Genomic DNA, 25,805 nt, shown 5'->3' with positions numbered 1-25,805 from the left:
GTCAGGCTCCTTTCACGAGAGCAGCATGCGGGCCGGCACTGGCACCCTTCGGATAACCATAGGCATTCATCCTGGCAAAATACGGCATGCTGGGATGCGCCTCAAAGCGAACACGGCAATCGAGAACAGCCGGAAGACCAGAGGTTATCGCTCTTTCAAGGGCTGGACCGATCTCCTCTTCTTTCGTCACAACCTCGCCATGGCAACCAAAACCACGGGCGATCTCGGCGTAATCCGTACCCTCCAGATCCGCCCCGAACGAGAAATCGAAACTCTTGCGCTGGCCCATCTTGATGACGCCCCAGGATGCATTGTTGTGAATGACGGTGATGATCGGCAGACCATAACGACGGGCCGTATCAAGTTCTGACAGTGTAAAGCCGAAGGCACCATCGCCGCAGATATTAAAGACCGGACGGTCGGGATGCAGCAGCTTCAGGGCAACCGCATAGGGCGTTCCAAAGCCGAGCTGGCACATGCCGGGCTCATGAAAGCGGGTCCGCTCCATGGTTGCCGGCGTCAAGTCATTGCTCCAGAAAGACGTGTGACCGCCGTCATAGGCAATCAACGCATCCTGCGGCAGCAACCGACCGAGGGCCGTTCCCAGGCGCGCCGGGTGCATGATGGCACCCTCGTCCTTGCTCATGTCTGCAAGCTTTGACTGGTATCCCGCATGGATACCCCGCAGATGCGTGAGCCAGCCGGAGGTATCCGCCATCGTGCGGCTTGCGATTGCGTCAATCAGATCCTTGAGCGCGCTGGCCGCATCGGCCCATATACCCAGCGCATGGGGCGTATTGGCGCCAAGGCTCATGGGGTCAATGTTGATGTTGATGAGTTGCGCATCACCTTTGGTGAGCGCCCCACCGTCATCCCATAACCAGGATGAAAACCGGCAGCCGACCGCAAGGATCACATCCGCCTGCTTGAATGCCGTCTGGACAGCATCGCCGCCGATGATGCCGCCATGTCCGATGAAATAAGGCGAATTCGACGGCACCGTGCCGATGCCCATCTGGGTCGCAAGTGCCGGAGCCTTGATATGGGCAAGAAGCTTGCGGAACAGATCGCCGCCATTTGCCGACACCACGCCGCCGCCGGCGACCAGAAGCGGCCGTTGCGCCGCAGCCAACACGTCGGCGGCCCTTGCAATCTGCCCGGCCGGCGCACGCGGCCCTTCGACCGAGCGATACTGTTCGGGCAAGAGGGAAAACACCGCCTCATCGAACTCGAAGCGACCGCCGAGGATCTCCTGCGGCACATCGAGATGCACCGGCCCCTTTCGCCCGGTCAGGGCATGGCGGAAGGCGTCGCGCACGAGATCGGGGAGCCTGCGTCCATCATGAACAACGGCACTCCATTTGGTGAGAGGCTTCAGGAGTGCGTGCGTATCGAGATCCATGAACATGCCGCGGTTTGGATAGGAGGCCGCAAGATGATTGTTGGAGGTGATGAGCAGGAGCGGCAGGTTGTTGTTGAAAGCCGTTCCGAGGCCGCCGACCAGATTGGCGGAACCCGGCCCCATTTCGCCAAGGGCGACGCAGATCCGCCCGCTGGCTGCCGCAATGGCCGCGCCCATCAGCGGGCCGGCTGCCTCATGCCGAACCCCCAGATAACGGATGGAAGGTTCCTCAGAAATGGCATGGAGCAGAGGGTTAAGCTTGCCCCCGGCAATGCCGAACACGAAGGGCACGGCTTCGAGAACGAGCAAACGGGTCAGCGCTTCTGCGCCGGTCATCTGGATCATGATGTCACCTGTAACGTGTCAAAAAGGCGGTCGTTGAACGGATCTGCGCCCGCCGGCGCGCGTGCGGTCAGGGTGCGATCAGCCCTGCGGTATCGATCCTGCCGCTCAGCAGTCCGCCTTCGCGCATCGCATCCTGGAGGTAGTCGAGTGCTGCAACCGTGGGCACGGGCTTGCATTCCGGCAACTCGATCTTGGCCAGAACCTCGATGGGCAGACGTGTGTATTTCGAGACGATTTCGCGGGTCTTTTCCTGATTCTTGCCAATGAAATCCGCTGACTGACCGAAGGCTGCGCGAAAGGATGTGATGGCAGCAGCATTCGCCTTGGCCCATTCGCGCGTGGCGACAAAGGTTGTGTAGGGAATGTCTGCGGGAAGATCCGACATAAAGTGGAAGGCCACCTTGCCACTGGACTGGCTGACAGCGCGTCCCAGCGAGGGCTGCCCGGCGATGATGGCGTCAATCGTGCCGCCCTTCAAAACATCGGCAGTGTTGGGGATCGGCACCTCGATGAAGGTGACGCTCTTTTCCGCAATGTTCTTCTGTTTCAGCCACTGCCGAAACAGAATATCAAGCGTGCCGCCAATGCTGGGCGTTCCCACCTTCTTCCCCACGAGATCCTCCGGTTTGTCGACGGCAACGCCCTCACGCACGGCAAGCCCGACATTCTTGGCGGTGCGTGGTGCAGTGACGCCGCAATTGGCGACGACGACAAGATCGATGCCACTCTCCACCGCCTGCAGCAGCACGGTTGGAGATATGGCGACGATCTGGTGAGAGCCCGCGACCAAAGAGGCCACCAGCGTCTGGTTCGATCCTGTGGGCAGAAACTCGACCTGAAGGCCCTGTCTGTCGAACAGGCCTTCATCCTTGGCGACGAAAGCCGCTTCGACTTCGGCGATTGGCGGCGTGCCGATGGCGATCTTCGTGTCAGCAAAAGCCGGAATGGTGGCAACGGCGAGCGTGCTCGCGATCATGATGGCGCGTTTCAACATGGTTTCCTCCTCGAATGCGGGCTCCTCAACCCTTGGACAGCACTATCCCAGGGCGCCTGACTTTCATCAATAGACAGAACAGCAGTTCAGCTATAACCTTGAATGCATATCTGCCGAGGGTCCGGAGCCTCTCATGAACCTGCGCAAATGGGAGTATTTTCTAAAGGCCGCCGAATTCGGCAATCTGTCACGCGTGGCGGAAAAACTCGACATTTCGCAGCCCGCGCTGAGCCGGCAGATTGCCGCTCTGGAGCAGGAAATCGGAACCTCCCTCTTCCATCGCACCGGCCGTGGCCTGACGCTTACACCCGCCGGCGAGGTGTTTCGCGCCCGAGCGGAGGCGATCCTTGAGGAAATCGCACGCGTCCCAGGAGAGGTGACCCATGCCGCCAACACCCCCTCCGGCCGGCTTGCCTTTGGCGCACCGCCTTTCATGGGGCGCGTCTTGACGGGGGAACTGGTCGCGACCTATGTCGAGACCTATCCACATGTGCGGCTTCGCGTGCGCGGCGCGCATTCTTTTCAGCTGCGCGAGGCGATCTTCTTCCGGGATATCGATATCGGCATTCTTGTCGCGCCGTTGACTGAACCGGACCTGCATACGGAACCGCTGCTGAAGGAACAGCTCTATCTCGTCGGTCCGACCGATAGCGGACTTTCCGTAGACCAGCCGATTTCCATCGACCGGGTGGCCGATTGCCCGCTGATCCTCACACCGCGTCCGGATGGCCTGCGCACCCTGATCGAAGGCGAATTCGCCCGCATCGGCCGCCGCGCCAGGATCGCCATCGAGACCGAATATGCGCCGATGGACGATCTCATCCGCCGCAAGGTGGGATACGCCATCATGCCTTACTGCGGCATGGTCAACTCACCGCTGACCCAGTTTGCCTGGGCGCCAATCGAGGGGCTTTGGGTCACCTGGCTCATCGCCACACTCGACAATACAGAACGCACGCTCGCCGCCCGCCACTTCATCGACATGCTCCACGCCGCCGCAAGAGACAATATCGAACAGGGACGCTGGACCGCGACCTATTTGGGAAACAGCACCAGGTCTTTGCCTTGATGGGATGTGATCCAGCTACGTCGCCACCCCGTCCGCCTTCTGAAACTGCACCATTCAACACGCCAATTGGTTCGGTTTCACGATGGTGCGTTTGGGTCCGGGAGAAGACACGCCGCTTCCGGAGTTTGGAACACGTGAACGGTCATCTGGCGGGCGCATGCCGATCTCCGGAGCCCGGCCGGCGCAAGTAGAGCACCGGCAGCAAGCGCCCTATAGGGCAGACTTCCCGATCGAGGCTCCGCCATCGACGTGCAGCGTCTGCCCGGTGATGAACGCGGCATCGTCCGACAGCAGAAATTCAATCGCCGCGGCAAGCTCGTCCGGTTGGCCGAACCGTCCCATGGGAACACCGGAGAGGTAACGCGCCTCACCTTCATTGCCGATCGGATTGTTCGCCCGGAACAGTTCCGTTTCGGTTGGCCCGGGCGAAACGGCGTTGACCGTGATGCCGGTCTGGGCGAGTTCGAGCGCCCAGCTTCGCGTGGAGCTGACCAGTGCGGCCTTGGCAGCAGCATAGCTTGTCCGCTGTACGCTGCCGAGAACGGTGAGACTGGAAATATTGACAATGCGGCCCCAGCCGCGGGTGCGCATGCCGGACAATGCGGCCTGTACGGCCACGAGAGCAGGATGCAGATTGACGCGCATCACCTCTTCAAGGGTTTCAAGGGTTTCAAGGGCGATGTCGCCAAGCGGCGCAGCCCTGACCAGCCCGACATTGTTGACCACGCCATCGACGTTGCTTTCCTTGACGATCCTGGCCAGTTCGTCGTTGGCACTGCGCTCGGAAAGATCGAGAGTATGCAGCAAACCTGGAAAGGCGTCTGTCGGCTTGCGGGCAACGCCGATGACGGTATGGTCGCGGGTGGCAAGGCGATGGGCCAGGGCGAGGCCTATGCCCTTGCTGGCGCCGGTGATCAGAAAGGTTCTCTTCATCGGGAAAATCCTCTGGCCCTGCCTCAAGGCAGCAGGGCCTTATGGGGTGAATGATGGATCAGACGGCGGTGCGGCTAGCTGCGAGGCGGAGCGCCGGCAGCATGTCTTCCGGTTCCGGACGGCGGGTATAGTCCGGGTTCACCTCCGCGTAGAGGATCACGCCATCTGGGCCGACGACGTAACGGGCCGGCATGGGCAACGTCCAGCTCGGATCGCCGTTGAAGGCCGGAAGGTCATTCTTCAGCGACTTGTAAAGCTCGACCAGGTAATCCTGCATTTCGAAGCGCAGGCCGAAGGCGGCGGCCACGTCATTGTGCGGGTCCGACAGGATCGGGAAGGTCAGGTTGTTCTGACGCACCGACTTGCGGCTGTTGACCGTATTCTGCGGCGAGATGGCAACAAGTTTCGCGCCGAGCGCCTCGAACTGTGGCAGCGTTTCCTGGAGTGCCTGCAGTTCCATGTTGCAATAGGGGCACCAGACACCCCGGTAGAAACTGACCACCAGCGGGCCGTGCGCCAGAAGATCGGCAGATGAAACCGTCTTGCCGTCGGGATCTGCAAGGCTGAAGGCCGGCAATGTGTCGCCCGCTTTCAGGGCCTTCTCGGCCGCGCCGGAGGCGATCAGTTCGGCGGTGGCGCGGCGCATGGTTTCGATGACCGACGAGGGTACGTTATAGGGCGGCTTGCCGGCTTCGAAATCGGCCTTGAAGGCATCGAGCTTGGACTGCAGTGTCATGATCTTGCTCCTTGAGTTCTCAAATTTTTGCGCGCGAGCCTCAGAACTCCCTCTGAAGCTCGGTGATTATTGCGGAGTTGTCAGCCGTGGGAGGCCATCGAACGGGCGACTTCCGCGGCGCTGATGCCTTCGAGAGCCAGGCCATAGCCTGCACCTTCGTCGATGATCCGGCGCAGCTTCTGCGTCAGCGCAATGCGGGTATAGCGGCTCGTCAGCGGCGGAAGGGCGGCAAGGCCCTCGGCAATCTCATGAGCACGGGCGAGCAGTTTGTCGGCCGTCACGATCTCGTTGACGACACCCCATTCTTTGGCCGTTTGCGCATCCAGTATCTGCCGGGTCAGGATGAAGTAACGGCCGCGGATTGAGCCGATCACTTCCGGCCAGAGCAGGTTGACGCCATCGCCCGGCACGATGCCGAAGTCGAAATGCGGCTTGTCCTGGAAAACGGTTTCCGGCGTGGCGAGGATGATGTCGGTCAGCAGCGCATATTCCGAATGCAGAAGGACGGGACCGTTCAGTGCGGTGATCATCGGCACCTCGATGTCGAGGATGTTCATGAGGACCTTCTTGCCTTCACGCAGGATCTTGTCGTAGCCGCGCGGCGAGAAGAAATCGAAGCCATCGGGATTGATGGCATCCATGAAGGCATCGCCCGAGCCGGTCAGGATGACCACCCGGTTGTCCGCGTCGGAACCGACCTGATGGAAGAGTTCGACGAACTGCTCATGGGTGTGACCGTTGAAGACGAGCTTGCCGCCCTCGGTATGGAAGGTGATTTCGAGGACGCCGCTTGGTGAACGCGTCAAGCGGGCATTCGGGAAACTGTTTTTGTAGGTATCGAAACGGGACATGGGAACACTCTTTTGTGTTGGGGTCTTGCGTTCGGGGTTGAAGAGGAAGCGGGACAGGAAACGCATGGGGTCAGGCCGCGGAATTCGGAGCTTCAAGCAGCGCCTCGACGCGAGCGATGGCACGCTGGACGGCGGGACGGGCGGCCACGGTCTCGTACCAGCGGGAAAGGTTCGGGCGCTCGTCGAGCGTCAGGCCGGGGAATTGCCGGCGCCACAGCCAGCCGAAATGGGCGATGTCGGCAATGGTGAAGGCGTCGCCGGCGATGAATGCCTGATCGGCAAGCTGGACATCGAGAAGGCCGAGGATGCGTTCAGCTTCGGTGCTGAAGCGCGCTTCGGCGATCGGCTGTGGCTCCCGCGAGGAGCGCTTGAAGAAACCGGCATTGCCGAAGGCCGGGCTTAGAGCGGAGGCGTGGAAAAAGAGCTGTTCGAAGACACGAGCGCGGTCATTTGCATTTTCAGGGAGCAGCTTGCCGGTATTTTCCGCCAGATGAACGAGGATCGCCGCACTTTCCGTGAGAACGAAGCCGTCGTCCACCAGGACCGGCACTTTGCCGTTGGCGTTGAGCGAGAGAAATGCTGCGTCTTTCTGTTCGCCCTTGCGGACATTGACGGCCTTCAGTTCGTAATCGAGGCCGAGTTCCTCAAGCGCGATCAACACCTTGACGCTGTTCGGGGTAGCAAAGGCGTAGACGTCAATCATGCTTGTCTCCATCGGTTCCTGTTCGCTGGAGAACGTTATGACCATTCCCGTATACTTGCGGCAGACGTCTTCAGGCGATAACGCTTATTCCAACGGAGAATGAGCGATGGACAGATTGCAGGCGATGACCGCATTCGTGCGGGTTGTGGAAACGGGATCGTTCTCACAGGCCGCCCGCCAGATTGGTGTCGGCCAGCCCGCCATCTCAAAGATGATTGCGCAATTGGAGGACCGACTTCAGGTTCGCCTGATCATCCGGTCGACGCACGGCCTCTCGCCAACCGACGCCGGCGTTCGTTTCTATGAACGAGCGAAAGCGGCGATCCATGAAGCGGACGAGGCGGAGCTGCAAGCCAAGGGGGCCGGCGCTGGGCTGTCGGGCCGACTTCGCCTATGCGCAGCCACGACGTTTGCGAGGCTTATGGTCATTCCGCGCCTGCCGGAGTTCATGGCGATGCATCCCGATCTGGACGTGGATATCGTTCTCGACGATCGGGTGATCGATCTCGTGTCCGAAGGCATCGACATCGCGCTGCGCATGGGTGATCTCGCCGACTCTTCGGCCGTAGCCCGCCGACTTGCCACCGGTCGACGGTCCGTGGTCGCGACCCCAGCCTATCTTGAAAGGCATGGCATACCACGGGTGCCCGCAGATATCGCCGCGCATCAGGCGGTGGTTTATACCCAACTCGGCAGGAACTGGACTTTTCGCAAGGATGGAACCGAAGCGTCCGTCGCCGTCTCCGGACGGGTTCAGTTCACCGCTGCCGAAGGCATTCGTGCCGCGGTTAAGGCCGACATGGGGCTTGCCGTTACCTCCGATTGGATGTTCTGGCCGGAACTCATGAGCGGCGCGGTGATCCGCGTGCTTGAAGACTGGGAGCTTCCAAACATTGACCTCTGGGCGGTCTTTCCCACCGGGCGCCTTGCAAGCGCCAAGGCGCGGGCGTTCGCAGACTTCGTGGAGCGGGTCGTCGGGTAGATCAAAGCTCCCGGTGGCCCGGGTTTGCCATTGGGCTGAGATGCAGAGAGGTCCGTCTTCCAGCCGTACACAGCACGCCGGCTGCAGCCGAAATGACGATGCATTGCCGACCGGCCGGATCCGACCCAATCACGGTCATTCACGTCCTCCCCAAGCCATGGTCCCGTCTGGCCCTGAGCAGCCAATCGCCTTTGCTCGGGATGGCCGGACGCAGTGTTATGTGGCGCGGCGGTCTCCGAACCGGGGCGGTTCAGCCCATCGCCAACGCATCGCCTTGAAAGCCGGTGTGTGGTTCCCGGCACAGTCGTCTTGTCATCGTATCTCCTGCTCCCGGCACCCTGGCCGAAGTCCGGTAGAAATTCCACCTATCCACGCCGTTCAAATTTGCCGAACCCGCTCAGGATGAGATCCGCAAGGGCGCCCCTGAGCGCGCCTTTAGATCGGCAGAACAGGTTAATCAGGAAACCCTTTTTATACGGCGCCATGCGGCGGGTGTTGTGCCCTTCAGGCGCCGGAAGACACGGGAGAGGTGAGATTGGTCGGCAAAGCCGCAATCGAGGGCGATCTCGGAAAGCGGGATGTCGGTCGTTGCCATTAAATGCTCGGCCTGATGAAGGCGACGCCGGCAGATGTAGTCATGGGGAGAGGTGCCGAAACTCACCCGGAACGCCGCCGAGAAATAGCTGCTGCTGAGCCGCGTCATCTGCGCGAGATCGTCGATGTTGATGCGATCCGGATAGGCTTTATCGATGTGTCGCTTCAGACGTTCGACCTGCCAGGGAGCCAGGCCGCCGCGGGTCGATGGTTGCGAATTTCCCCCGACACTGTCGGCATGGCCTGCAAGCGCAGAGGCCCGCCGCACAAATTCCAGTGCACCTTCCTGGTCGCGCTGGACGAGGGACATGGCATGCGCCAGCAATCTCGTCACCTGATCGTGCTCAACTGCAACCGGCACCATGCCTTGGGGCATTCGGTGGCTGCTCTCATTGGCTGGAGTGAAAAGTGCAGACATGACGCCCCCCATCTGGTGTGACCTGATGGAACAAATCTTCCATTGAACGGTGGGTGAAAGAAATTATACATACATCAATCGGCGTCAGACAGCAGTGCTAGCCACCCATACATCCGTATAGGGTGTCCTGTCCGGCCGGGATTTTCGGACGGTCGCGGCAGCAGAAGAAGCGGTTATTTGCAGGGAAAAACAAACAAAAAAAGGCCGCCGCGGGTGACGCGGCGGCCTGTTTGGCGTGCTCTTGCCTCAGCTCTTCACGAAGGCCAGCAGGTCGGGGTTGAGGACATCGGCGTTGACGGTCAGCATGCCATGCGAAAAGCCCTCGTATACCTTGAGCGTTCCGTTCTTGAGCAGCTTCACCGAAAGTTCTGCGGACGCTGCGATCGGAACGATCTGGTCGTCGGCGCCGTGCATCACAAGCGTCGGCACGGTGATCTTTTTCAGATCTTCGGTCTGGTCGGTTTCCGAAAAAGCCTTGATGCCGTCGTAATGGGCCTTGGCGCCGCCCATCATGCCCTGGCGCCACCAATTCTGGATCACGCCTTCATGCACGGTCGCACCCTTACGGTTGAAACCGTAGAACGGGCCGGCGGGCACGTCGCGGAAGAACTGGGCGCGGTTGGCCGCCAGCGCAGAGCGGAAACCATCGAACACCTCGATCGGCAGACCACCGGGATAAGCGGCCGTCTTCAGCATGATCGGCGGAATGGCGCTCACCAGAACGGCCTTGGCAACACGGCCCTGCGGTTCGCCGAAATTGGCGACATATCGTGCGACTTCGCCGCCACCGGTGGAGTGACCGATGTGAACCGCATTGCGCAGATCAAGCTTTTCGAAAACGGCAGCGGCGTCTGCGGCGTAATGATCGATGTCGTGGCCGTCGCTCACCTGCTGGGACCGGCCGTGTCCACGGCGGTCATGCGCGATAACGCGGAAGCCCTTCAGGACGAAGAACAGCATCTGCGCATCCCAGTCGTCCGAGGAGAGCGGCCAGCCGTGATGGAAAACGATCGGCTGCGCATCCTTCGGACCCCAGTCCTTGTAAAAGATCTCGACGCCGTCCTTGGTGGTAATGAAGTTCTCGGTCATTCGTATCATTCCTTCCATTTGGAGTTGGGTTGAGGTTTCCGAGGCAAAGACCGGGACCGTCATTGCCAGCGAAAGAGTGGCTCCCGCCAGCATGGCCTGCCTGCGGGACAACAGGATTTCGTATTTTTCATCCATTGGCTTGGTTCTCACTGTTTGGATGAACAAACCCTAGAACCTGAGCCCCACTCAATCTTGTCGGCTAGGCTGATTTTTTGGACATTTGTCTTGTCACGTCGATCCATCCAATGCGGATGAAGACAAAGCAGATCTGCTGAACCCGTTTCGCGCAATGCGCGTGTCCGCGCACGGCGACGATAGACAACACCGCTGGCGCACATCATGGGCGCGCAAAATCGTCTTTCTCAGCTCGGGCAAGAACCTAAAAACGTGCTCAGAGGCCGTTAAAGCCGCGATAACCCAGAACAGGAATGTCGCAGCGCCTGTCGACTGTGTCTGCGCTTCCTGTCCGCGCACAATCGATCCTGGTCTTGAAATTGTGGCCCTCCACCTGACCGGTGCGCGGGCCGCCCGGTGAAGCGCATCCGGACCCGATGCTGAAAGCCAGCGCGGCCAAAAACGTCCACTGCGCCAACAGGCGTGGGCGTTTCCTGACGTCATCAGGCTGCTTAAAAATCGGAAGTGATACGGTCATGATACAATCACCGGTTAAACAAAAATGGGAGAGGGCTTGGTCTGTGAGGACGGACCCGGCTGGAGGGCGCTACTCTTCAAGATCTATGTCTCGACGGAGGGGTAATCGCTGCCGCGCCAATGCTGCAGTCTGTCTGCAAACAGGCGTTGAAATGTCAGCGGACCTAGTTTTGCCGCGTAGGGTTCGTCGTAGATGCCGACAAAGATCGTGAGGTTGAGGAAGAAATGCGCGCCCAGTTCGAACAGTGCAACGAAGTCATGATCGACAAGCGCTCTGCGCTCGTCATCGGTCAGGTGATGCACCGAAGACAGCTCCACCTCGCTGTTCAGCAGCCTGGGGCCGATCGATTGCTCCCAGGCGGACACGAAGGCCTCGGGGTTTTCGATATAGCGCTGGAGAAGCTTGGGATCACGATCGACTGAAAACAGGAACTTGTTCACATAATATTTGCTCATTGCTGCAAATCCTTGGGATACCAGGTGAAATAGGCCTCCATCGTATGAAAGAGGTCGAGATAGTCGGCGTAGTCAGCCTCACCGGGGCCGGCCACGCCAAGCATCAGAATGAAGTTCAGGAAGCCGTGGGTGGCATTCCCGCTCCGTTCCAGGCTTTCATGGGTCACGCTTTCCAGAATGGCGTTTGCATCCCCCGTCCGCAGCCATTCGATGGCTTGCCGGTCGAAGGTCGGATCCGGCCCGGTCTCCATGAACTGCCGCGGGCCTCCGAGTTCCAGCGAGAGATGGCCGGTGCCGATGGCGGCAATCTTCTTGTCGGAGGGATAGGCTTCGATTGCTTGGCGGATGGCCCGGCCGAGCTCGAAGAAACGGCGCGGCGTGTGCAGCGGGGGCGCGAAAATATTGGTATAGATGGGCACGATCGGCAGATCGTTTTGCGGACGCAAGGTGATGATCGGGCAGACGATCGAGTGATCGATCTTCAGTTCGTTGGAAAACGCAAAGTCGAAATTCTGCTGCAGCAGGGATTGGTGCAGGAACCGCGACATCTCTTCATCGCCGCGAAGCCTGTAGCTGGGTAGGCCGAACTCGCGTTCCTCGTTATAGAAGGTCGCGTCATAGGCCGGTGCCTTCCCGATCAGAAACTGCGGATAGTTATCCAGAAAGATCTGATGGAAGTGATCCGAGCCGATCATCACCATTATATCCGGCTCGGCACGTGTCAGCGTTTCCCGGTAGGCTTCGATCTTCCGCTTCCATTGCGCAGCTTGCGGCATCTGGTCTTCGGGAGCAGCGGTGGTTGCCTTGAGATAAAAGGGATGATGCGTGGATGCGAGTGTCGCGACAAGTTTTGCCAAAGCGGATCTCCAAGAGGGTAGCAGGACCGATAGCTACTGCCTTGAGGTAGAGCCGGCGTCTTTTGCGCGTATTTCGAACGGGGCCGATTGGATTGCGTTTGAAATGGTCTTCCAGGCTGCAACCGAATAGCGGGCGCCCCGATGAGGCGCCGAAAGCCCCTCGTCACGCCACCGTCACCGGTTGCCGCCAGTTTCACCCCTTGTTTCGATGGATCGTCTTCACCTCGGCATCGAAGAGGTAACCGGCGCCCCTTTCCGTCTTGATCAGGCCCGGTTTCGAGGGGTCGACCTCAAGCTTTCGGCGCAGTCGCAGGATCAGCACATCGATGCTGCGATCGAAAACCTCCTCATTGTGGACGCGGCTTGCAGACAGCAGTTGCTCTCGTGACAGGATCTGGCGTGGAGACCGCAGGAATGCCGTCAACAGATTGAATTCGCCGGCGGTCAGCTTCACCTCCTCACCCTCATGGGTCAGCCTGCGCAGCTTGATGTTCAGTTCCCAGCCGTTAAATTCGTAGATGGTCCTGTCCTTTTTGGAGCCGACGACAGGACGCTCCCGCAAGGACGAGCGCACGCGCGCCAGCAATTCCCGGGTGCCGAAGGGTTTGGTGATGTAATCGACAGCGCCGAGTTCCAGCCCGACAACCTTGTCAGCCTCTTCCAGCCGGTCGCCGCTGATGATGATGATCGGGCAATCCGACGTGCTTGAAAACTTCCGAACGATATCCAGACCGTCTTCGCGCCCGAGGTTGAGATCCACGATCAGCAGGTCCACCTCATCCGTGCTGAGGACCCTCTGCAGATCCTGGCTGCCACTCAACCCGGTGACACGGAGGGCGTGTTGGGACAGATAATCCGTCAGTAAACTTCGGATGGCGAGATCATCATCAATGACCAGAACGTGCTTCACGACGGCTCTCCGAGATGGCCGTCAAGGGAAGGCGCCGGCTTCAGGTGAACCAGACGTCCGCCGCCTTTGGAGACCGTGGACCGTTCACTGCCGGGTTTTCGTCTCCTGTTCATCCGGTCACCGTGCTGCCCGATGGGCTGCGAATTGATGCAGCGTCTGCAAGCCGGCTCCTCGAGCATATCGCTCATCACGCCATTCCTTCGTTTACTGAGGAAGGCTCACAATAAGCGTAAGCAGCCGTTATCGCAATATCATTTCTATCAATTCAATCATTTTTGTGCACTTATCATTTGTGAACGATCTCTTATGGCGGCGGGTATGGGTGCGTTCAACCGCTGGCCGGTCCTTGCAGGCCTCTTCCCTCACATTTTCTGGCTCCACCTCAAGGAGATGGTCCGGGCGGGGACAGGAAGGTACTCCGTAAATGGACGCAGCCGCCGCAGATCCGAATGCCTCGAGAAGGACGAGAGCTGTACGTCGGTAATCGATCCCTCTTGCTCTTTCACAGATCAGGCCTGGAAAGCGGCAGGCCACAGTCAGTGACAGAAACATGCATGACCTCCGTCATTCGAGAAAGATGGATGGGGAGGTGCCCTGCGCACTCGCGGGCGCTTGGCGTCCTCTGATCAGGGCGCTGGCGTCTCCTCTGCGGGCGGTCTAACGCCAGCGGACAACAAGATCGTCCACCTGACGGATGCCCGCATGTCCGTGGATGCACACGCTCTGGTCACCGATATCGAAGTCGAGATGTGCATTGAGGAGTGCATGAAGCGCTTCTTCCATCTCGATCCGCGCCAGCGCTTCCCCCAGGCACCTGTGTTCTCCGCCGCCGAAAACGGGGTGCCATTTGCCGAGAGGCCGCGTGAGGTTGAACCGATCGGGATCGATGAAGACAGCAGGATCGCGAAGACCGGACATGGTGGACAACAGGACCGGACCACCCCTCGGGATCACATGTCCGTCGAGGCTGATGTCTTCGATTGCAAGGCGCGGGATCGATGCGACGGCCGGCTCGAACCGCAATGCTTCCGAGACCGCAGCCGCCACCATCGCCGGTCGATACCGCAAAGCCTTCCACAGCCCATCCTGCCGCTCGAGAAGCAGCCCGACCATGATGACGATCGCCGCCCGCGTCGTATCGGAGCCGCCCAGAACAACAGAGACGATCTGCATGACAGCCTCGACGGGCGACATCTCGGCGGCCTGATCGACGCTTGCGACATAGTCCGAGAGAAAATCACCTTGTGGCCACTTGCGGCGATCATCGATCAACGCGGAGACATAGGCGGAGAGATCGCGTGTGGCCGCTTCGATGTCGGGCAGGTCATCCTGCGTCCAGGACGTCGTCAGGATCTTCGATACCCGGTAGGCCATGGAGGTGAAGAGAGGAACATCATCGCGCGGAATGCCAAGGATCGCGGCAATCGTCACGGCGGGGATAACTGCGGCATAATCCTCGCGCAGGCACATTTTGCCAGCGCTTCGCTTTGAGGCGACAAGTTCCTCGGCCAAAAGTCGGACATTGGGGCGAAGTCCCTCCATCATCCGAAAGGCAAAGCTGCGCGAAAGCGGGCGCCGGCGGCGGTGGTGCGCATCGCCGTTCGAAAATAGCAGGCTGTTGGACACTAGGTCCATGACCGGGCCGTCCGCAATGCCCCTTGCCCTCAGAAGCTCGGTCTCGATCTGCCGTGTGCGGGGATCGCTCACCAGCTTTTCGACATCATGGGCGCGCAGAACGAGGAAGGCACCGTCCTCCCGCTGCACGAAGGGAAAAACCGGCCGCAATTCCTTGAAGAATTCGTGCGGTGCCGAATTGAGAGCGGCAAAACTTAGGATAGGTGGGGAGACGGTGATCTGGGACGAGAGTGACATCGGGAACGGAGTCCTCTTTTGTTGACTGACCTCGTTCTCGACCCTTCACAATGCCCGATGTTTTCAGGATCGGGCATTGTCGTTTCATCTGTAGGACGAGCCACGGTTTCAGGCGGTATTTTTCAACGGATTGCAGGAGAAGCGCATCGGATCGCGTGTTGACGCTGCCAGCTGACCCGGCACTCCGTCGTCTTGCGCACAAACATGTGCCCCTGAAATGCCGGCCTCCCCTCAAGCCGGAGGCTTGGCAGCCCTTCGACAAGCGCAGACAACCCCTCTTCCAGCTCTGCCCGCCCCAGCGCATCGGCAACGCATTTGTGGGCTCCGCCGCCGAAGGCCAGCCGTGCCAGTTTCAGGTTGGGCCGTGAGATATCGAATGCGTCAGGCTGATCAAAAACACGCTCGTCCCGTAGGGCGGAAATGAACGACAGCAGCACCAGCTGCCCGGCCGGCAGAACCCAGCCGTCGATCTCGATGTCTTCGACGGACACCCGCACGACACCCGCGATACCCGGCTCAAAGCGCAGGCCTTCTGCAACAGCGTTCGGCACCAGCGTGAGGTCGTCGCAGACCGCTTGCCATTGCTCCGGCTCCGACAGCAGGTGGACGGCTTGCGCAACGAGCCCGGTTCGCACGGACTCTGTGCCTCCAATGATCAGCTGGACGATCTGGACAAGCAGTTCCAGCCGCGTCACGTCATCGTCCTGCGAAAGCTTGAGATAGCGGGACAGAAAACTCTCCGACGGATTGGTTTCAGCCCCTCGGAGAAGGTCATCGAGATAGTCGCGCAGCCGAAGTGCCGCCTGCTCGGCTTCCGTGACAGCATGCTCGGTAGGATGCGGTCGAAAGAACTCGTTCATGGCGTGGATATCCTGCATGAACGTGGGCACGTCCGGATCGGGAACGCCAAGAAGACCGGCAAGGGCAAGGATTGGAAGCTTTGCCGCATAACCGGCGGCAAGATCGAGGCTCGCGCTGTCGTCACATTCATCGATCAACGCTGCCGCCGCACGACGGACATGCTGGCGAAACTCTTCCGACACCTGGTGTGCAAGCGTTCTTGATAGCCCAGAACGCCGGCGGGTGTGCACATCGGCATTGGCCGTCAGCATGCCGTGCTCGAAGATGTCGAATAGCGCGCCTTCGCTGATCCCGGCTTGGGCGAGCATGGCCGTTCCCGTTGCCTGCAACCTTGGGTCCAGCAGAAGACGGCTGACATCGTCATGCCGCAGGATCACGTAGCCGCCGGTATCGAGCGCAATAAACGGATAGTCCGGGCGGTATCTGGCAAACGTGCCGTGAATGTCCGTTTCCAGATCTGACGATGCGACGACAGGAACGGTGCGGGTAGTATCCAACATGATGTTTTACTGCCTTTTGAGATCGCGAAATCGATGAAAGTGAAATGGGGGACGTCAAGACCGGCGGGCACTGGGCGGGCGCGACTTGACGAGGCAACGCAGCCGAAACCTTCAGTGAGCGACACATGGTGGGTCGGCGCGCGGGCGCGCCGACCTCCAACAGCCTTACAGTTCGTGTGTCTTACAGCTCGTGCTGGGTGCGGATGAGATCCGCTGCCCTTTCGCCGATCACCACGCAGGGCGCCATGATGTTGCCCGTCATGATGCGCGGCATGATCGAGGCATCCGCGATGCGCAGACCATTGATGCCGTAGACCTTCAACTGGTGGTCAACCACCGACATGCTGTCGCGACCCATTTTGGCCGTGCAGGACTGGTGCCAGTAGGTGACCGCCGACTGGCGGATGAAGTCAACGAGGCCTTTCCGGTCACGGGCGCCCGGAGCTGTCTCGCCCTTCACCAGCGGCTGAAAGGCGGCGCCATTTCCAAGCTCCCGGCAGAGTTCGACAGCAGACATCGCCGCGGCCATGTCCTCCGGTTCACTCAGGCAATTGGGTTCGATCAGCATGGGATCGTTGACGCCGGCACCGGAGAGCCGCAGCCAGCCGCGGCTTTTCGGCTGTGCCAGCCCGGCAAACATGGTCCAACCATGTTCAGGCGTTTCCAGTCCCGTTTCCGTCGGGGACGGCACGGGAAACTCCAGCTGGCATTGCAGGAGATCAGGCTGCGTCAGGCGGGAATCGCTCTTCCAGTAGAGCGTTGCCTCGCATCCGCCCCCGCCGACACCCTCGGGCTTGCGATAGGCCCAGGTACATCCAAACGCGATATGGTCCTGATGATTTTGCCCCACGCCCGGCAGCGCCTGAACGACGGGAATACCATGGGCTGCCAGCTCATCCCGCGGTCCGATACCGGATTGCATCAGGACCTTTGGCGTGTTGACGGCACCGAGCGACAATATCGTTTCGTAATGCGCCTTGAAGCGCCGGCGCTGGCCGTTCAAGATTACCTCGACACCAACCACCCTCTTGCCGTCAAACAGCAGGCGCGACACCAGTGCCCCGGTGATGACCGTCAGGTTTTTCTTGGCCGAGTGCGGCGCGACATAGGACTGGTAGACGGATTGACGCTTGCCGTCCCGGATACGCAGCTCCGCGATCGACGCGCCTCCCTCGCTCTCCATCATCGCCCCGTTCGGTGTGTCGAAGACAGGAATTCCGAGCGCCTCGGCAGATTGCAGGAGGGCATGGGCAACTGGCTGCGGAGCATCGGGTTGCGCCACATAGGCAGGGCCGCCGGTACCACGACGCACCGGATCGGGCGCGCCGCGCCAGTCTTCGATGCGGCGGTAATAGCTGAGGGCGGATTCGTAACCCCAGGCGTCATCACCAGATTCTGCGGCAAAGTGGTTCCAGTCCGCCTTATGACCTCGCGACCAGACCATGACATTGATGCTCGATCCGCCGCCGAGTCCCTTGCCCATGCTCAAGGGAAGCTGGCGCCCTTCAAGGCCGGGCGTTGGCTGGCCGACAAAACCCCAATCGCGTGACGAGCCGAGATTAAGCGGCCACTGGGCGGGTTCGCGCACGCTGTCGGCACGATCATCGCCGCCGGCTTCCAGAAGCAGGACGCTTGGGCCGCCACATTCGGCAAGGCGTGCAGCGACAACCGAGCCGCTGGAGCCAGCGCCGCAAACGATAAAATCAAAGGCTTCGCCTTCGTAGCCTGAGGGCATTTCTTCTTCGCAGTTCTCTGGTTCTTGCGCAGTGGGGAGCATGGGAGATCACCTCGTTGACCAATGTATTGGGTGATCCTCCATACTGCCTCATGTTTCGTTTTTCAACGTTTTTATCAAATTTATCATTTTTCAAATGTAACTTGAGCGTGATCTTACTGTGACGCAGGCAACGAAAGCGCGCGCCCGCGGTGATTGCACCGGAAAGTCTGGAGGGAAGCTTTGAGTGGCGGAAGGGTTCAGGTCACCGATGGACACAGCGGCATTGTCAACTGCCGATCTTGTGGCGGCACCGCGCGCGGAATAAAACTCAGGCGGCCTCTCCGGATCGCGCCAGCGTGTCGAAAATTGCATTCGCCAGAGCAGCGGAACTGAACGGCGTTCTTAAAATCCGCGCCTGTGACGGCTGCAACCCAGGGCGCAGTTCAGACGTCCGGTCCGTGAGAAGGAGTATTTTCCCGGAGCCGAACGCCGTCTCCACCACGGTTAGGTCGGTTGTCGATGTGAGGCACGTCTGGTTGAGGATCACCATGTCGGCGGCAATCCCCGAGCCCAGCAGTTCCTGAAGGCATCCGATGCTTCCGCAGCCGATCGGCTCGTAGCCGAGCGCCGCTGTCTTTTCCTCGTAAAGATCGCGCAAAGTCTTGTCGTTCTCGACAATCATGATGCATTCGCCATTGCCTGTGGGCACGGCGCGTTCGTTGAAGAAACTGTCGATCGGCAAGGGTGCGAGATTGGTGGCCGGAAGGAAAAGTTCGAACGTGGTTCCCATGCCAGCTGTGGCTCTGACATGAATGCCGCCGCAGAGCGAAGAGACGATGCCATGCACGGCCGAGAGGCCGAGCCCCGAACCGCCGGACTGGGCATTGGTGGTAAAGAACGGCTCGAAGATATGGGGCATGACGTGAGGCGCAATGCCGGGCCCTTCATCGGTAACCGCCAGACGCACGTAGGATCCGGGCGAAATATCGCCATGCGTCAGGACCCGCCTGCGCTGCACCTGGACAGGCTGAACATCGATGGTCACCGTTTTTCCCCGTGCCGAAGCCTGGCTTGCGTTCTTGCACAGGTTCATCGCCAGCTGATGCACCTCGACCGGATTGCCCTCAATGACCGCCGGCTCTTTGCTCAGAGTGGAATGGATGACCACGTGGTTACCCAGTGTGACCTGCAGCAGCGGGAGGATGTCGGCAACGGCATCCGCGACATCAAACGGCTTGACGATCCGTTCGCGCTTGCGGCTGAAGGTCAGGATCTGGTCGACGATATGTTTGGCCCGCGCGCCGCTCTTCAGGATTTCCTCGACATAATGGCGCGTCGATGATGGCTTTCGAAGCATTTGGACCGCCATTTCGCCATAACCGAGGATCGCACCAAGCACATTGTTGAACTCGTGCGCGATACCACCGGCCAGGGTTCCGATGGCCTCGAGGCGCTGGGCATGTTCCAGCCGATGTTCAAGCCCCTGCTTTTCCTGCCGGCTTTTATCGGCATCGATGAACTCCATGAATGTCTTCAGCGTGGAGTGAAACAGTTGCCTTTCGTCGAGGGTCAAACGGGGCTTTCCGCGTTCGAACAGAAAGACAAGAGCGGCGACATCCTTGTCCGGCAATCCGGCGCCGACCAGCAGGCTGGGAGAAATGCCATCTGCCTGCATCATGTTACAGAGACGGATCACCGGGCAGCAGCCCGACTTGTTCTGCAGGCGGATCGACGGCATCTCCCTGTCACGATCCAGATCCTGGGCAAATGCCATCAGGTGTTGGTGGATTTGCAGCCCATCTTCGAACTGATAGGCGTCCTTCACCTCCCCCCGGTCAGGATCATAAACGACGTAGCCACTGCCTCGGGCGCCGAAGAAGCAGGACATGGTCTGCAGGGCCTTGCCCATGAAGATCGGGAAATTGTCGTGCCCGGATTGGATGAGATCCGCCTTGATGTCTGCCACCACCTGCTCGTAATGCAGCCTCCGCTTCAATTGCCGCGTCTGTTCGCGAAGGCGATAGATCAGGATGCAGATATAGAGGGAAAGCAGTGCCGCCGTGATACCGAGGACGATGCGGCTGATATGGGCAAGGGAGGCAGCATCGGCTGCAATTCTCAAATATTCGGTCTGCAGCTCACCGGCCCGGATCGGCGTCGCTGACGCCTGGATTGCGGCAATCTTCGCGTCGACCCTTGGCATGACGGCCAGTATCATCTTCGCGTGCACGATGACTGTCGCGAAATTTTCAAACCGCGGGGCCTGCGTGTCATATCGTTCGAGTTGTGCAAGCTTGTAGACGATGCGTTGTTTGAGGTCGTCGTTGTGGCTAGTTGAAAACCGCATCATCAGGTTGCTGAGGTCGCCGACGCGCGCCAGAACCCAAGCTATACCTTTATCCTCGGTCTCGTTGAGCGATGTCAGTGTCTGGCCAAAGACCCCGAGCGAGTTTTGCAGCAGGGCATTGCGCGTCTTGAAGCCTTCCACCTGGATCTCGTCACGATCGATATCCTGCGTGAGATCGGAGACGAGGCTGTTGGGCTTCTCTTCGGCGGCGAACTGGGGGCTACCGAAGAGATCCCGCAAGCCATCGACGGCACGTCGCAGATTGACGACCGACGTCACGAGGCCGTCATAGGACGGCAACTGCCCTGCCCTTGCCCTCAGCACGTCTCGCTGCAAGGCAGCGTGGTTCACATCGACCGCCCGCAGGTTCATCATGATGGCTTCATGAACCGATCTATCGGGATGCTTGCCCGCAGCCACCACAGCCACAACGATAACAGTGACAATCAGGATCGACAGCGGCAGGGTTTCAGCGAGCCGGCTCAGTGACAACCGTCGTAAGACGTTTCCCATCATATTCCCCGGTCAGACTTTTCAGGAAGGCTTCGAGATCGGCAATATCGTTCTGCGAGAGCTGGCGGCCGAGCTGGCTTCTGCCCATTACCGCAATCGCCTCGCCAAGCGTCGCAACACTTCCGTCGTGAAAATAGGGGGCGGTCACTTCGACATTGCGCAGGCTGGGGACGCGAAACACATCCGCATCCCCATCCGGGACCGACAGCCGTTTGTCGAGATCCGACCGTGTCTGCAAAACTTCTGCATCGGGCGGACCAAACACACCAAAAATCTGGAACATGTTGCCGCCGACATTTGCCCCCTGGTGGCAGGAGACACAGCCATAATCCATGAACAGCTTGAGACCGTGCCTGGCGGCGGGAGCAAGTGCTGCTTGATCGCCGTTCAGGAAGCGGTCAAAGGGCGCATTCGGTGTTGCAAGCGACATCTGGAATGTCACCAGCGCATCCAGAACATTCTCGCGGCTGGGCAGCGCTCCGTATCGCAGCCTGAATGCAGATAGATAAGTCTCGTCCTGCGTCAGGCGGGACAGCACAGTGCTCCAATCGGCAGCCATAAGGTTGGGATCATCCAGCACCGCTTCGTTCTGGACTCTGAGCGAGGTAAAACGTCCCCGCCATCCCAGCCGATAATTGGTGCCGACATTGAAAATGGTGGGGGCATTGAAGGCGTGAACCTTGCCTTTGTAGCCAATAGTTCTTGGCACCCGAACCGTTCCGCCCGTCTTCAGGTTGTGGCAGGTACTGCACGAAAGCCTGCCCTCGCCCGATAAAACCGGATCATGGAAAAGCCGCTCGCCAAGCAGGACCTTGCCGGCATTCAGGCTGGCGGGCGGCGGCAGCGGAGACAGGGCATTCGGCTGAACTGAGTTGAGAGGTGTGTTCTCTCCCGTCACCGCCACGGTACCGCCAAGAGCGACAATCCCCGAAACAGCCAGAACCGACGCGGCAAGGCCGAGACTATAGCCAATCGCTGCTACCGCGCATCGCCTCGTGCTCATCAGGTGCCGCTCTCCGAAAGCCTGTTCCCGGTTAGGGATGGAGGCGTTTAGACCCCTTAGGGGTAACTCGCCACCGTAATCTATTTATCATAAATATCATATTTATCATTTTTAAATTCACCTTGTCAAATCCACGATCCCCGGCAGTCGCGAGGAAAGATCACGCGGGAAGGCGAACGACTGCCTTGATCATGGCCAGCAGACCCCAATAGATGCCGATAAGAGAGGCGCACGAAATCAAGGCGATGAGGGCCGGCAGCCAGAAGCCCGGCTCCTTGATCGGCGCGGGTTGCGCAGGCGCCGGCATCTCCCCCTCGTCAGTGACAGGGGCGTACTCATAGGGAGCATCATCGTCGCAGAGTGGATGATGGACGGATCGCCATAACCGGTGCGCATAGAGAGACACGACAACGCCTTCAGGTGACAGCCTTTCACCCGCGCGCCACAAACCCTTCATGGAGACCTCGTCTTCGCAATCCATCGTTTTCGCCCCCCTGTCGTCATCGCACCTATTGGATCCCGATCATGGTGCCGGGCCGGTGTTTCCCCCAAATTGCGCAAGGCCCGAGAACGATTGCGTTTGAAACAGGATCGGGAGACGTCGTGCATCGCCGCTCCACGCGGCGATGCCGTGCTGTCGCATCCCTTGCTGCCGCCAGACAAATTTCGATTGCAACGAAATTTGCCGGCATTTGAAACGGCGTTGCAGCACCAGCCCTTCAGACGAGATGTGGCCTGACGCAGTGTCAGGGAGTGCAAGAGGAAATTTTGAATGAATATGGTAAAGGCGAAAAATCCCTTCGACCAAAGCGCGTCGAGCGAATGGCTGGAGATTACACCCGGCGAAAGGTTCAAGCTCCGGACATCCGCCACAGAGACGGATGGCATCTATATGACCCTGGAGATCATTGCCGATCCTCGTAACGGTGTGCCGATGCATGTTCACGCCAACGAAGAGGAATGCTTCATCGTTCTCGAAGGCAGCCTTTATCTTGTCAACGGCGACCAGAGGCTGAACTTGTCGGCGGGTGACGTGGCGACCGTCAAGAGGGGAACGCCGCACGCGTGGTGCAATATCTCGGAAAACAGTGCGCGGTTTCTGATCGTTTTCACTCCCGGCAATATGGAGAAAACATTCAGGCGCATCGGCTTGATGAAAGGCGGGGATCTGGCCGCGATTTCAGAGACAGCCGAAAGTGATGGCTCGACGATTGTCGGACCTCCCCCTTTTGATGACATCTATTCCGTCCTGTCACCGCGGCCACAAGCCTAAAGACCCGTTGCTCGATGTCGGAAAGGCCGCAACAGATCAGGTTGCTGCCTTCCCGGATAAAAGCAGGTCCGTTTACGGCTCGCCAGCCTTGCAAACGCCAAATGGGCAAGGCTTTTCAAACGTCGTGCCGATCTCGGCTGCATGGGCGGCGATGGCTCCAAAGGCGAAATACATCACCGCCGCACCGATGGCCGACGTGTGGATGAGATGGCCGAACAGGCGCTGGCGAGGTGAAGCGGGCAACGGAATGTCGGCAAGTGCAGGCGCAGGGGTAAATGTCATATTGAAAACCTTGGGCTTATGGGTGACTTCCCTCTGCTATCGCGTTCAAATCGCTCTCGGATTTCAAAGCTGCGGCTCTCCGTTGCAGATAAAACGGAGACAGGCATCGGGCCGGACGATGACCTTTGACTGCGCGCACATGTTCAGTACCGGCCCCGGTGAAGGCCGCAACAAAAACGCCGGCACCGAAACGCCTTTAAGCGCAGGTGCCGGCTGATGGGACGAGGATTGGGAGCGACTTTAAACCGACGAAAGCTCCATGGCGGGAGGCAGGGCGCGATCATGCCCGCCGTCAAACATCGTCAGGCGGATCAGGTTCGAGATGGCTTCGGCAATCGTTGCAAGCGCATCGCGCTCCTCACGCTCCAGCGATCGCGGCACCACATCAATGACGCAGATGGACCCAAGAGCAAAACCAAGTGGATCGCGCACCGGCGCGCCCGCATAAAACCGGAAACCGAAAGGCTCGTTCAGGGTCGGGTTTTCCGTGAATGCTGCGCTTCGGGTGAGATCTTCGATGACGGTGAAGTCGTTGGCAACAAGTGTCTCGTTGCAAAAGGCCCAATCTCGTGACGTGCTCTCGCCATCGAAACCAACCCTGGACTTGAACCATTGCTGGTCCTGCGTGATCAGCGTGAACATCGCGATCGGCGCCCGCAGGGCATAGGCAGCCAGACGCACGAGGCGGTCAAACCGACCGTCCGCACCGGAGCCGAGGAGGGCCGATCTTTTGACGGCATCAAGCCGGGCCTTCTCGTTCCACGGCAGATCGAAGGCCGCAAGATCGGTCTTGTCCTGAAGGCTGGAGCGCAGGTAATCCATCACCATGGCGCTCGCAGCCGACACATCCGGCAACATCTGCAAGTGGATGCGTTTGGCGCTGCGGCCGACCGGCGACGCCGCGCCCTTGTCGGTCATCGTGAAAATGACGGTTTGCCTGTAGCGGGCATCGTTGCCGAGCGTAGCTGCAAGCTTCTTGCGCTCCCCGTCTTCGGCGTGTTCGACGATGAGCAAGGTCGGCGGGGCAGGTTCGAGCAGCTTTTGCAGCGTGTCAAAATCTTCTGCAACGTCGATCAACAGGCCGGAGCCGGGAAGACCAGCCCGGGTCCACGCAGCGCCCCTACCTTTGCCTGCAAAGATCACGGCATGGGCTGAAAGATCAACAGGTTCCTGCGTGGAATCCTCGATCAGATCCAGCACGGCCTGGCGCGGGATGCGACGATGCCCACCCGGCGTTTTCCAGGAGGGAAGTTGCCCGCTCTCGACCCATAGCTGCGCCGTACGCACCGAAACGCCAAGCAGTTCCGCGGCTTTTGCCGTCGTCAGAATATCTTTCATCATTTCAACCCACTTCTATGGGGAGAAACGTAGTGAAAACTAGAAAATTTGCAAGAAGCGGAAAATACGCACACGAGTACACCTCCAGGACAGAGGCCTAGAAACCACTGCGCCGGAGGTGAATCGTCGAGGCGGAAGCGGGATCGCTTCAGACGGTCCCGCTTCTATCGGGTGATCACATGGCCGCCGTCGTTTTTGCAGCCTCGTCGATCGTGTCTGCAATCTCCTTGGCGCGGGTGATGAACAGGGCGTGGCTGCCCGAGACCCTGGTGATCTTGGCCTTCATGCGCTCTGCCATATGCACCAGCATTGCCTGATCGAAGGCCTTGTCTTCCGTTGCAATCACGGCCCAGCTCGGCTTGCTACGCCAGGCGGCATTCTTCAGCTTCGTACCGAAGGATGACATGTTGATCGGCACCTGGGAATCCCGCATGAATGCCGCCTGCGCATCGCTGACGTCATGGGCAAAACCCTGCTTGAACATTGCCGGCTTCACGAAACCAAACCCGTCGGCACCGACCTCGATGACGAAATCCGGCGTCGGAGCAAAGCCTTCATATTGCTGGGCCGTCGTTTCACCGGCATCCGGCGACAGGGCCGAGACAAAGACCAGGCCCGCCACTTTGGGATGGATACCGGCTTCCGTGATCACGGTGCCGCCCCAGGAGTGACCGACGAGGATCGTCGGGCCGTTTTGCTGGTCGAGCAGCCTGTTGGTGGAGGCGACATCGTCTTCAAGCGATGTCAGGGGATTTTGGACGATCTGGACGTGATAGCCGCGTTTCGTCAGTTCATCGTAAACACCGCGCCATCCGGCTCCATCGGCAAAAGCACCGTGAACGAGAACGACGTTCTTCACTGGCGCGGCATTGGCCACAGCCGGAGCAAACATCGCGAGCGCAAGGGTCGCCGCGCTAGCCAGGCTGAGGGTGAGCTGGGTCATTTCCATTGTCATGTTCCTTCTTTGGAGTTTGCGTGTGAGGCGTTGAAACCCACCTCCGCGCCGGGCAACGGACTGGGAAACGTTGCCCGGCTGGAGGTTGCTGAACAGACCCGCCTGGAGGGGACATGAGGCCGTCGATCAGCACCTGTAGAATTGCAGACATGCC

General features: G+C 59.6%; 23 protein-coding genes. 3 read left to right on the top strand and 20 right to left on the bottom strand.

What is annotated here, in order from left to right; translation table 11 throughout:
* Position 1 precedes the first annotated feature (1 nt).
* Positions 2 to 1,747, bottom strand: coding sequence for a thiamine pyrophosphate-binding protein (locus AC4CWH_RS25020; protein ID WP_491321849.1), 1,746 nt, complete (start codon positions 1,745 to 1,747; stop codon positions 2 to 4).
* A 67-nt stretch (positions 1,748 to 1,814) separates the two neighbouring features.
* The gene (locus AC4CWH_RS25015) at positions 1,815 to 2,741 is read right to left on the bottom strand and encodes an ABC transporter substrate-binding protein (RefSeq protein ID WP_491287679.1); all 927 of its coding nucleotides are present in this window, start codon (positions 2,739 to 2,741) and stop codon (positions 1,815 to 1,817) included.
* 133 nt (positions 2,742 to 2,874) lie between these two features.
* On the opposite strand from AC4CWH_RS25015, the gene AC4CWH_RS25010 reads away from it, so the two are divergent.
* Complete coding sequence (locus tag AC4CWH_RS25010; RefSeq protein WP_491287681.1) at positions 2,875 to 3,810, top strand: LysR family transcriptional regulator; 936 nt, start codon at positions 2,875 to 2,877, stop codon at positions 3,808 to 3,810.
* A gap of 210 nt (positions 3,811 to 4,020) precedes the next feature.
* Here the strand turns inward: AC4CWH_RS25010 and AC4CWH_RS25005 are convergent, their stop codons facing one another.
* The 4 genes from AC4CWH_RS25005 to AC4CWH_RS24990 all read right to left on the bottom strand — a co-directional run bounded on the left by AC4CWH_RS25005 (position 4,021) and on the right by AC4CWH_RS24990 (position 7,033).
* A complete protein-coding gene (locus tag AC4CWH_RS25005) occupies positions 4,021 to 4,743 on the bottom strand; it encodes an SDR family oxidoreductase (RefSeq protein ID WP_491321848.1) in 723 nt (240 codons plus the stop codon).
* 58 nt (positions 4,744 to 4,801) lie between these two features.
* Positions 4,802 to 5,479: a peroxiredoxin-like family protein gene (locus tag AC4CWH_RS25000; RefSeq protein ID WP_491321847.1), complete on the bottom strand. Its 678-nt coding sequence runs from the start codon at positions 5,477 to 5,479 to the stop codon at positions 4,802 to 4,804.
* A gap of 80 nt (positions 5,480 to 5,559) precedes the next feature.
* Complete coding sequence (locus AC4CWH_RS24995) at positions 5,560 to 6,330, bottom strand: enoyl-CoA hydratase/isomerase family protein (RefSeq protein ID WP_491321846.1); 771 nt, start codon at positions 6,328 to 6,330, stop codon at positions 5,560 to 5,562.
* 70 nt (positions 6,331 to 6,400) lie between these two features.
* The gene (locus AC4CWH_RS24990; RefSeq protein WP_491321845.1) at positions 6,401 to 7,033 is read right to left on the bottom strand and encodes a glutathione S-transferase family protein; all 633 of its coding nucleotides are present in this window, start codon (positions 7,031 to 7,033) and stop codon (positions 6,401 to 6,403) included.
* A gap of 106 nt (positions 7,034 to 7,139) precedes the next feature.
* Here AC4CWH_RS24990 and AC4CWH_RS24985 point away from each other — a divergent pair, with 106 nt between their 5' ends.
* A complete protein-coding gene (locus tag AC4CWH_RS24985) occupies positions 7,140 to 8,015 on the top strand; it encodes a LysR family transcriptional regulator (protein ID WP_491321844.1) in 876 nt (291 codons plus the stop codon).
* Positions 8,016 to 8,472: 457 nt separating this feature from the next.
* Here the strand turns inward: AC4CWH_RS24985 and AC4CWH_RS24980 are convergent, their stop codons facing one another.
* From AC4CWH_RS24980 to AC4CWH_RS24930, 11 genes are all read right to left on the bottom strand, one after another.
* The gene (locus tag AC4CWH_RS24980; protein ID WP_491321843.1) at positions 8,473 to 9,027 is read right to left on the bottom strand and encodes a helix-turn-helix transcriptional regulator; all 555 of its coding nucleotides are present in this window, start codon (positions 9,025 to 9,027) and stop codon (positions 8,473 to 8,475) included.
* A 246-nt stretch (positions 9,028 to 9,273) separates the two neighbouring features.
* The gene (locus AC4CWH_RS24975) at positions 9,274 to 10,251 is read right to left on the bottom strand and encodes an alpha/beta fold hydrolase (protein WP_491285575.1); all 978 of its coding nucleotides are present in this window, start codon (positions 10,249 to 10,251) and stop codon (positions 9,274 to 9,276) included.
* Between the two features lie 600 nt (positions 10,252 to 10,851).
* Positions 10,852 to 11,223 carry a hypothetical protein gene (locus AC4CWH_RS24970; RefSeq protein ID WP_491321842.1) on the bottom strand — a complete coding sequence of 124 codons (372 nt, stop codon included), beginning with the start codon at positions 11,221 to 11,223 and terminating at the stop codon, positions 10,852 to 10,854.
* A complete protein-coding gene (locus tag AC4CWH_RS24965; RefSeq protein WP_491321841.1) occupies positions 11,220 to 12,080 on the bottom strand; it encodes a DODA-type extradiol aromatic ring-opening family dioxygenase in 861 nt (286 codons plus the stop codon). Before AC4CWH_RS24965 ends, AC4CWH_RS24970 begins: the two co-directional genes overlap by 4 nt.
* Before the next feature lie 193 nt (positions 12,081 to 12,273).
* A complete protein-coding gene (locus AC4CWH_RS24960) occupies positions 12,274 to 12,990 on the bottom strand; it encodes a response regulator (RefSeq protein WP_491321840.1) in 717 nt (238 codons plus the stop codon).
* Between the two features lie 657 nt (positions 12,991 to 13,647).
* The gene (locus AC4CWH_RS24955) at positions 13,648 to 14,862 is read right to left on the bottom strand and encodes a cytochrome P450 (RefSeq protein WP_491321839.1); all 1,215 of its coding nucleotides are present in this window, start codon (positions 14,860 to 14,862) and stop codon (positions 13,648 to 13,650) included.
* Between the two features lie 122 nt (positions 14,863 to 14,984).
* A complete protein-coding gene (locus AC4CWH_RS24950; RefSeq protein WP_491321838.1) occupies positions 14,985 to 16,223 on the bottom strand; it encodes a cytochrome P450 in 1,239 nt (412 codons plus the stop codon).
* A 181-nt stretch (positions 16,224 to 16,404) separates the two neighbouring features.
* Positions 16,405 to 17,958 carry a GMC family oxidoreductase gene (locus tag AC4CWH_RS24945; RefSeq protein WP_491321837.1) on the bottom strand — a complete coding sequence of 518 codons (1,554 nt, stop codon included), beginning with the start codon at positions 17,956 to 17,958 and terminating at the stop codon, positions 16,405 to 16,407.
* Between the two features lie 310 nt (positions 17,959 to 18,268).
* Entirely contained in the window at positions 18,269 to 20,800 is a 2,532-nt protein-coding gene (locus AC4CWH_RS24940) for a two-component system VirA-like sensor kinase (RefSeq protein ID WP_491321836.1), read from the bottom strand.
* A complete protein-coding gene (locus tag AC4CWH_RS24935) occupies positions 20,757 to 21,803 on the bottom strand; it encodes a cytochrome-c peroxidase (RefSeq protein ID WP_491321835.1) in 1,047 nt (348 codons plus the stop codon). The genes AC4CWH_RS24940 and AC4CWH_RS24935 overlap by 44 nt, the downstream gene beginning before the upstream one ends.
* Before the next feature lie 160 nt (positions 21,804 to 21,963).
* Positions 21,964 to 22,284, bottom strand: coding sequence for a hypothetical protein (locus tag AC4CWH_RS24930; RefSeq protein ID WP_491321834.1), 321 nt, complete (start codon positions 22,282 to 22,284; stop codon positions 21,964 to 21,966).
* Positions 22,285 to 22,575: 291 nt separating this feature from the next.
* Here AC4CWH_RS24930 and AC4CWH_RS24925 point away from each other — a divergent pair, with 291 nt between their 5' ends.
* Positions 22,576 to 23,076 (top strand): cupin domain-containing protein, encoded by a 501-nt coding sequence (locus AC4CWH_RS24925; RefSeq protein ID WP_491321833.1) that lies wholly within the window; start codon positions 22,576 to 22,578, stop codon positions 23,074 to 23,076.
* 72 nt (positions 23,077 to 23,148) lie between these two features.
* On the opposite strand, the gene AC4CWH_RS24920 is transcribed toward AC4CWH_RS24925, so the two are convergent.
* From AC4CWH_RS24920 to AC4CWH_RS24910, 3 genes are all read right to left on the bottom strand, one after another.
* The gene (locus AC4CWH_RS24920; RefSeq protein WP_491321832.1) at positions 23,149 to 23,358 is read right to left on the bottom strand and encodes a hypothetical protein; all 210 of its coding nucleotides are present in this window, start codon (positions 23,356 to 23,358) and stop codon (positions 23,149 to 23,151) included.
* Between the two features lie 240 nt (positions 23,359 to 23,598).
* Entirely contained in the window at positions 23,599 to 24,699 is a 1,101-nt protein-coding gene (locus AC4CWH_RS24915; RefSeq protein ID WP_491321831.1) for a helix-turn-helix domain-containing protein, read from the bottom strand.
* Between the two features lie 172 nt (positions 24,700 to 24,871).
* Positions 24,872 to 25,651: an alpha/beta fold hydrolase gene (locus tag AC4CWH_RS24910; protein WP_491321830.1), complete on the bottom strand. Its 780-nt coding sequence runs from the start codon at positions 25,649 to 25,651 to the stop codon at positions 24,872 to 24,874.
* Positions 25,652 to 25,805: the final 154 nt, after the last annotated feature.

This window comes from Neorhizobium sp. PAMB6716 (genome assembly GCF_058242805.1).
Note: the sequence above shows the minus strand (reverse complement) of the source record. Positions and strands in the feature narration are given on the sequence as shown.

What these genes read in the sequence shown, in the direction of transcription:
- AC4CWH_RS25020 (WP_491321849.1), bottom strand. Translation starts at nt 1,747, where the DNA reads ATGATCCAGATGACCGGCGCAGAAGCGCTGACCCGTTTGCTCGTTCTC.
- AC4CWH_RS25015 (WP_491287679.1), bottom strand. Translation starts at nt 2,741, where the DNA reads ATGTTGAAACGCGCCATCATGATCGCGAGCACGCTCGCCGTTGCCACC.
- AC4CWH_RS25010 (WP_491287681.1), top strand. Translation starts at nt 2,875, where the DNA reads ATGAACCTGCGCAAATGGGAGTATTTTCTAAAGGCCGCCGAATTCGGC.
- AC4CWH_RS25005 (WP_491321848.1), bottom strand. Translation starts at nt 4,743, where the DNA reads ATGAAGAGAACCTTTCTGATCACCGGCGCCAGCAAGGGCATAGGCCTC.
- AC4CWH_RS25000 (WP_491321847.1), bottom strand. Translation starts at nt 5,479, where the DNA reads ATGACACTGCAGTCCAAGCTCGATGCCTTCAAGGCCGATTTCGAAGCC.
- AC4CWH_RS24995 (WP_491321846.1), bottom strand. Translation starts at nt 6,330, where the DNA reads ATGTCCCGTTTCGATACCTACAAAAACAGTTTCCCGAATGCCCGCTTG.
- AC4CWH_RS24990 (WP_491321845.1), bottom strand. Translation starts at nt 7,033, where the DNA reads ATGATTGACGTCTACGCCTTTGCTACCCCGAACAGCGTCAAGGTGTTG.
- AC4CWH_RS24985 (WP_491321844.1), top strand. Translation starts at nt 7,140, where the DNA reads ATGGACAGATTGCAGGCGATGACCGCATTCGTGCGGGTTGTGGAAACG.
- AC4CWH_RS24980 (WP_491321843.1), bottom strand. Translation starts at nt 9,027, where the DNA reads ATGTCTGCACTTTTCACTCCAGCCAATGAGAGCAGCCACCGAATGCCC.
- AC4CWH_RS24975 (WP_491285575.1), bottom strand. Translation starts at nt 10,251, where the DNA reads ATGGATGAAAAATACGAAATCCTGTTGTCCCGCAGGCAGGCCATGCTG.
- AC4CWH_RS24970 (WP_491321842.1), bottom strand. Translation starts at nt 11,223, where the DNA reads ATGAGCAAATATTATGTGAACAAGTTCCTGTTTTCAGTCGATCGTGAT.
- AC4CWH_RS24955 (WP_491321839.1), bottom strand. Translation starts at nt 14,862, where the DNA reads ATGTCACTCTCGTCCCAGATCACCGTCTCCCCACCTATCCTAAGTTTT.
- AC4CWH_RS24950 (WP_491321838.1), bottom strand. Translation starts at nt 16,223, where the DNA reads ATGTTGGATACTACCCGCACCGTTCCTGTCGTCGCATCGTCAGATCTG.
- AC4CWH_RS24945 (WP_491321837.1), bottom strand. Translation starts at nt 17,958, where the DNA reads ATGCCCTCAGGCTACGAAGGCGAAGCCTTTGATTTTATCGTTTGCGGC.
- AC4CWH_RS24940 (WP_491321836.1), bottom strand. Translation starts at nt 20,800, where the DNA reads ATGGGAAACGTCTTACGACGGTTGTCACTGAGCCGGCTCGCTGAAACC.
- AC4CWH_RS24935 (WP_491321835.1), bottom strand. Translation starts at nt 21,803, where the DNA reads ATGAGCACGAGGCGATGCGCGGTAGCAGCGATTGGCTATAGTCTCGGC.
- AC4CWH_RS24930 (WP_491321834.1), bottom strand. Translation starts at nt 22,284, where the DNA reads ATGGATTGCGAAGACGAGGTCTCCATGAAGGGTTTGTGGCGCGCGGGT.
- AC4CWH_RS24925 (WP_491321833.1), top strand. Translation starts at nt 22,576, where the DNA reads ATGAATATGGTAAAGGCGAAAAATCCCTTCGACCAAAGCGCGTCGAGC.
- AC4CWH_RS24920 (WP_491321832.1), bottom strand. Translation starts at nt 23,358, where the DNA reads ATGACATTTACCCCTGCGCCTGCACTTGCCGACATTCCGTTGCCCGCT.
- AC4CWH_RS24915 (WP_491321831.1), bottom strand. Translation starts at nt 24,699, where the DNA reads ATGATGAAAGATATTCTGACGACGGCAAAAGCCGCGGAACTGCTTGGC.
- AC4CWH_RS24910 (WP_491321830.1), bottom strand. Translation starts at nt 25,651, where the DNA reads ATGACAATGGAAATGACCCAGCTCACCCTCAGCCTGGCTAGCGCGGCG.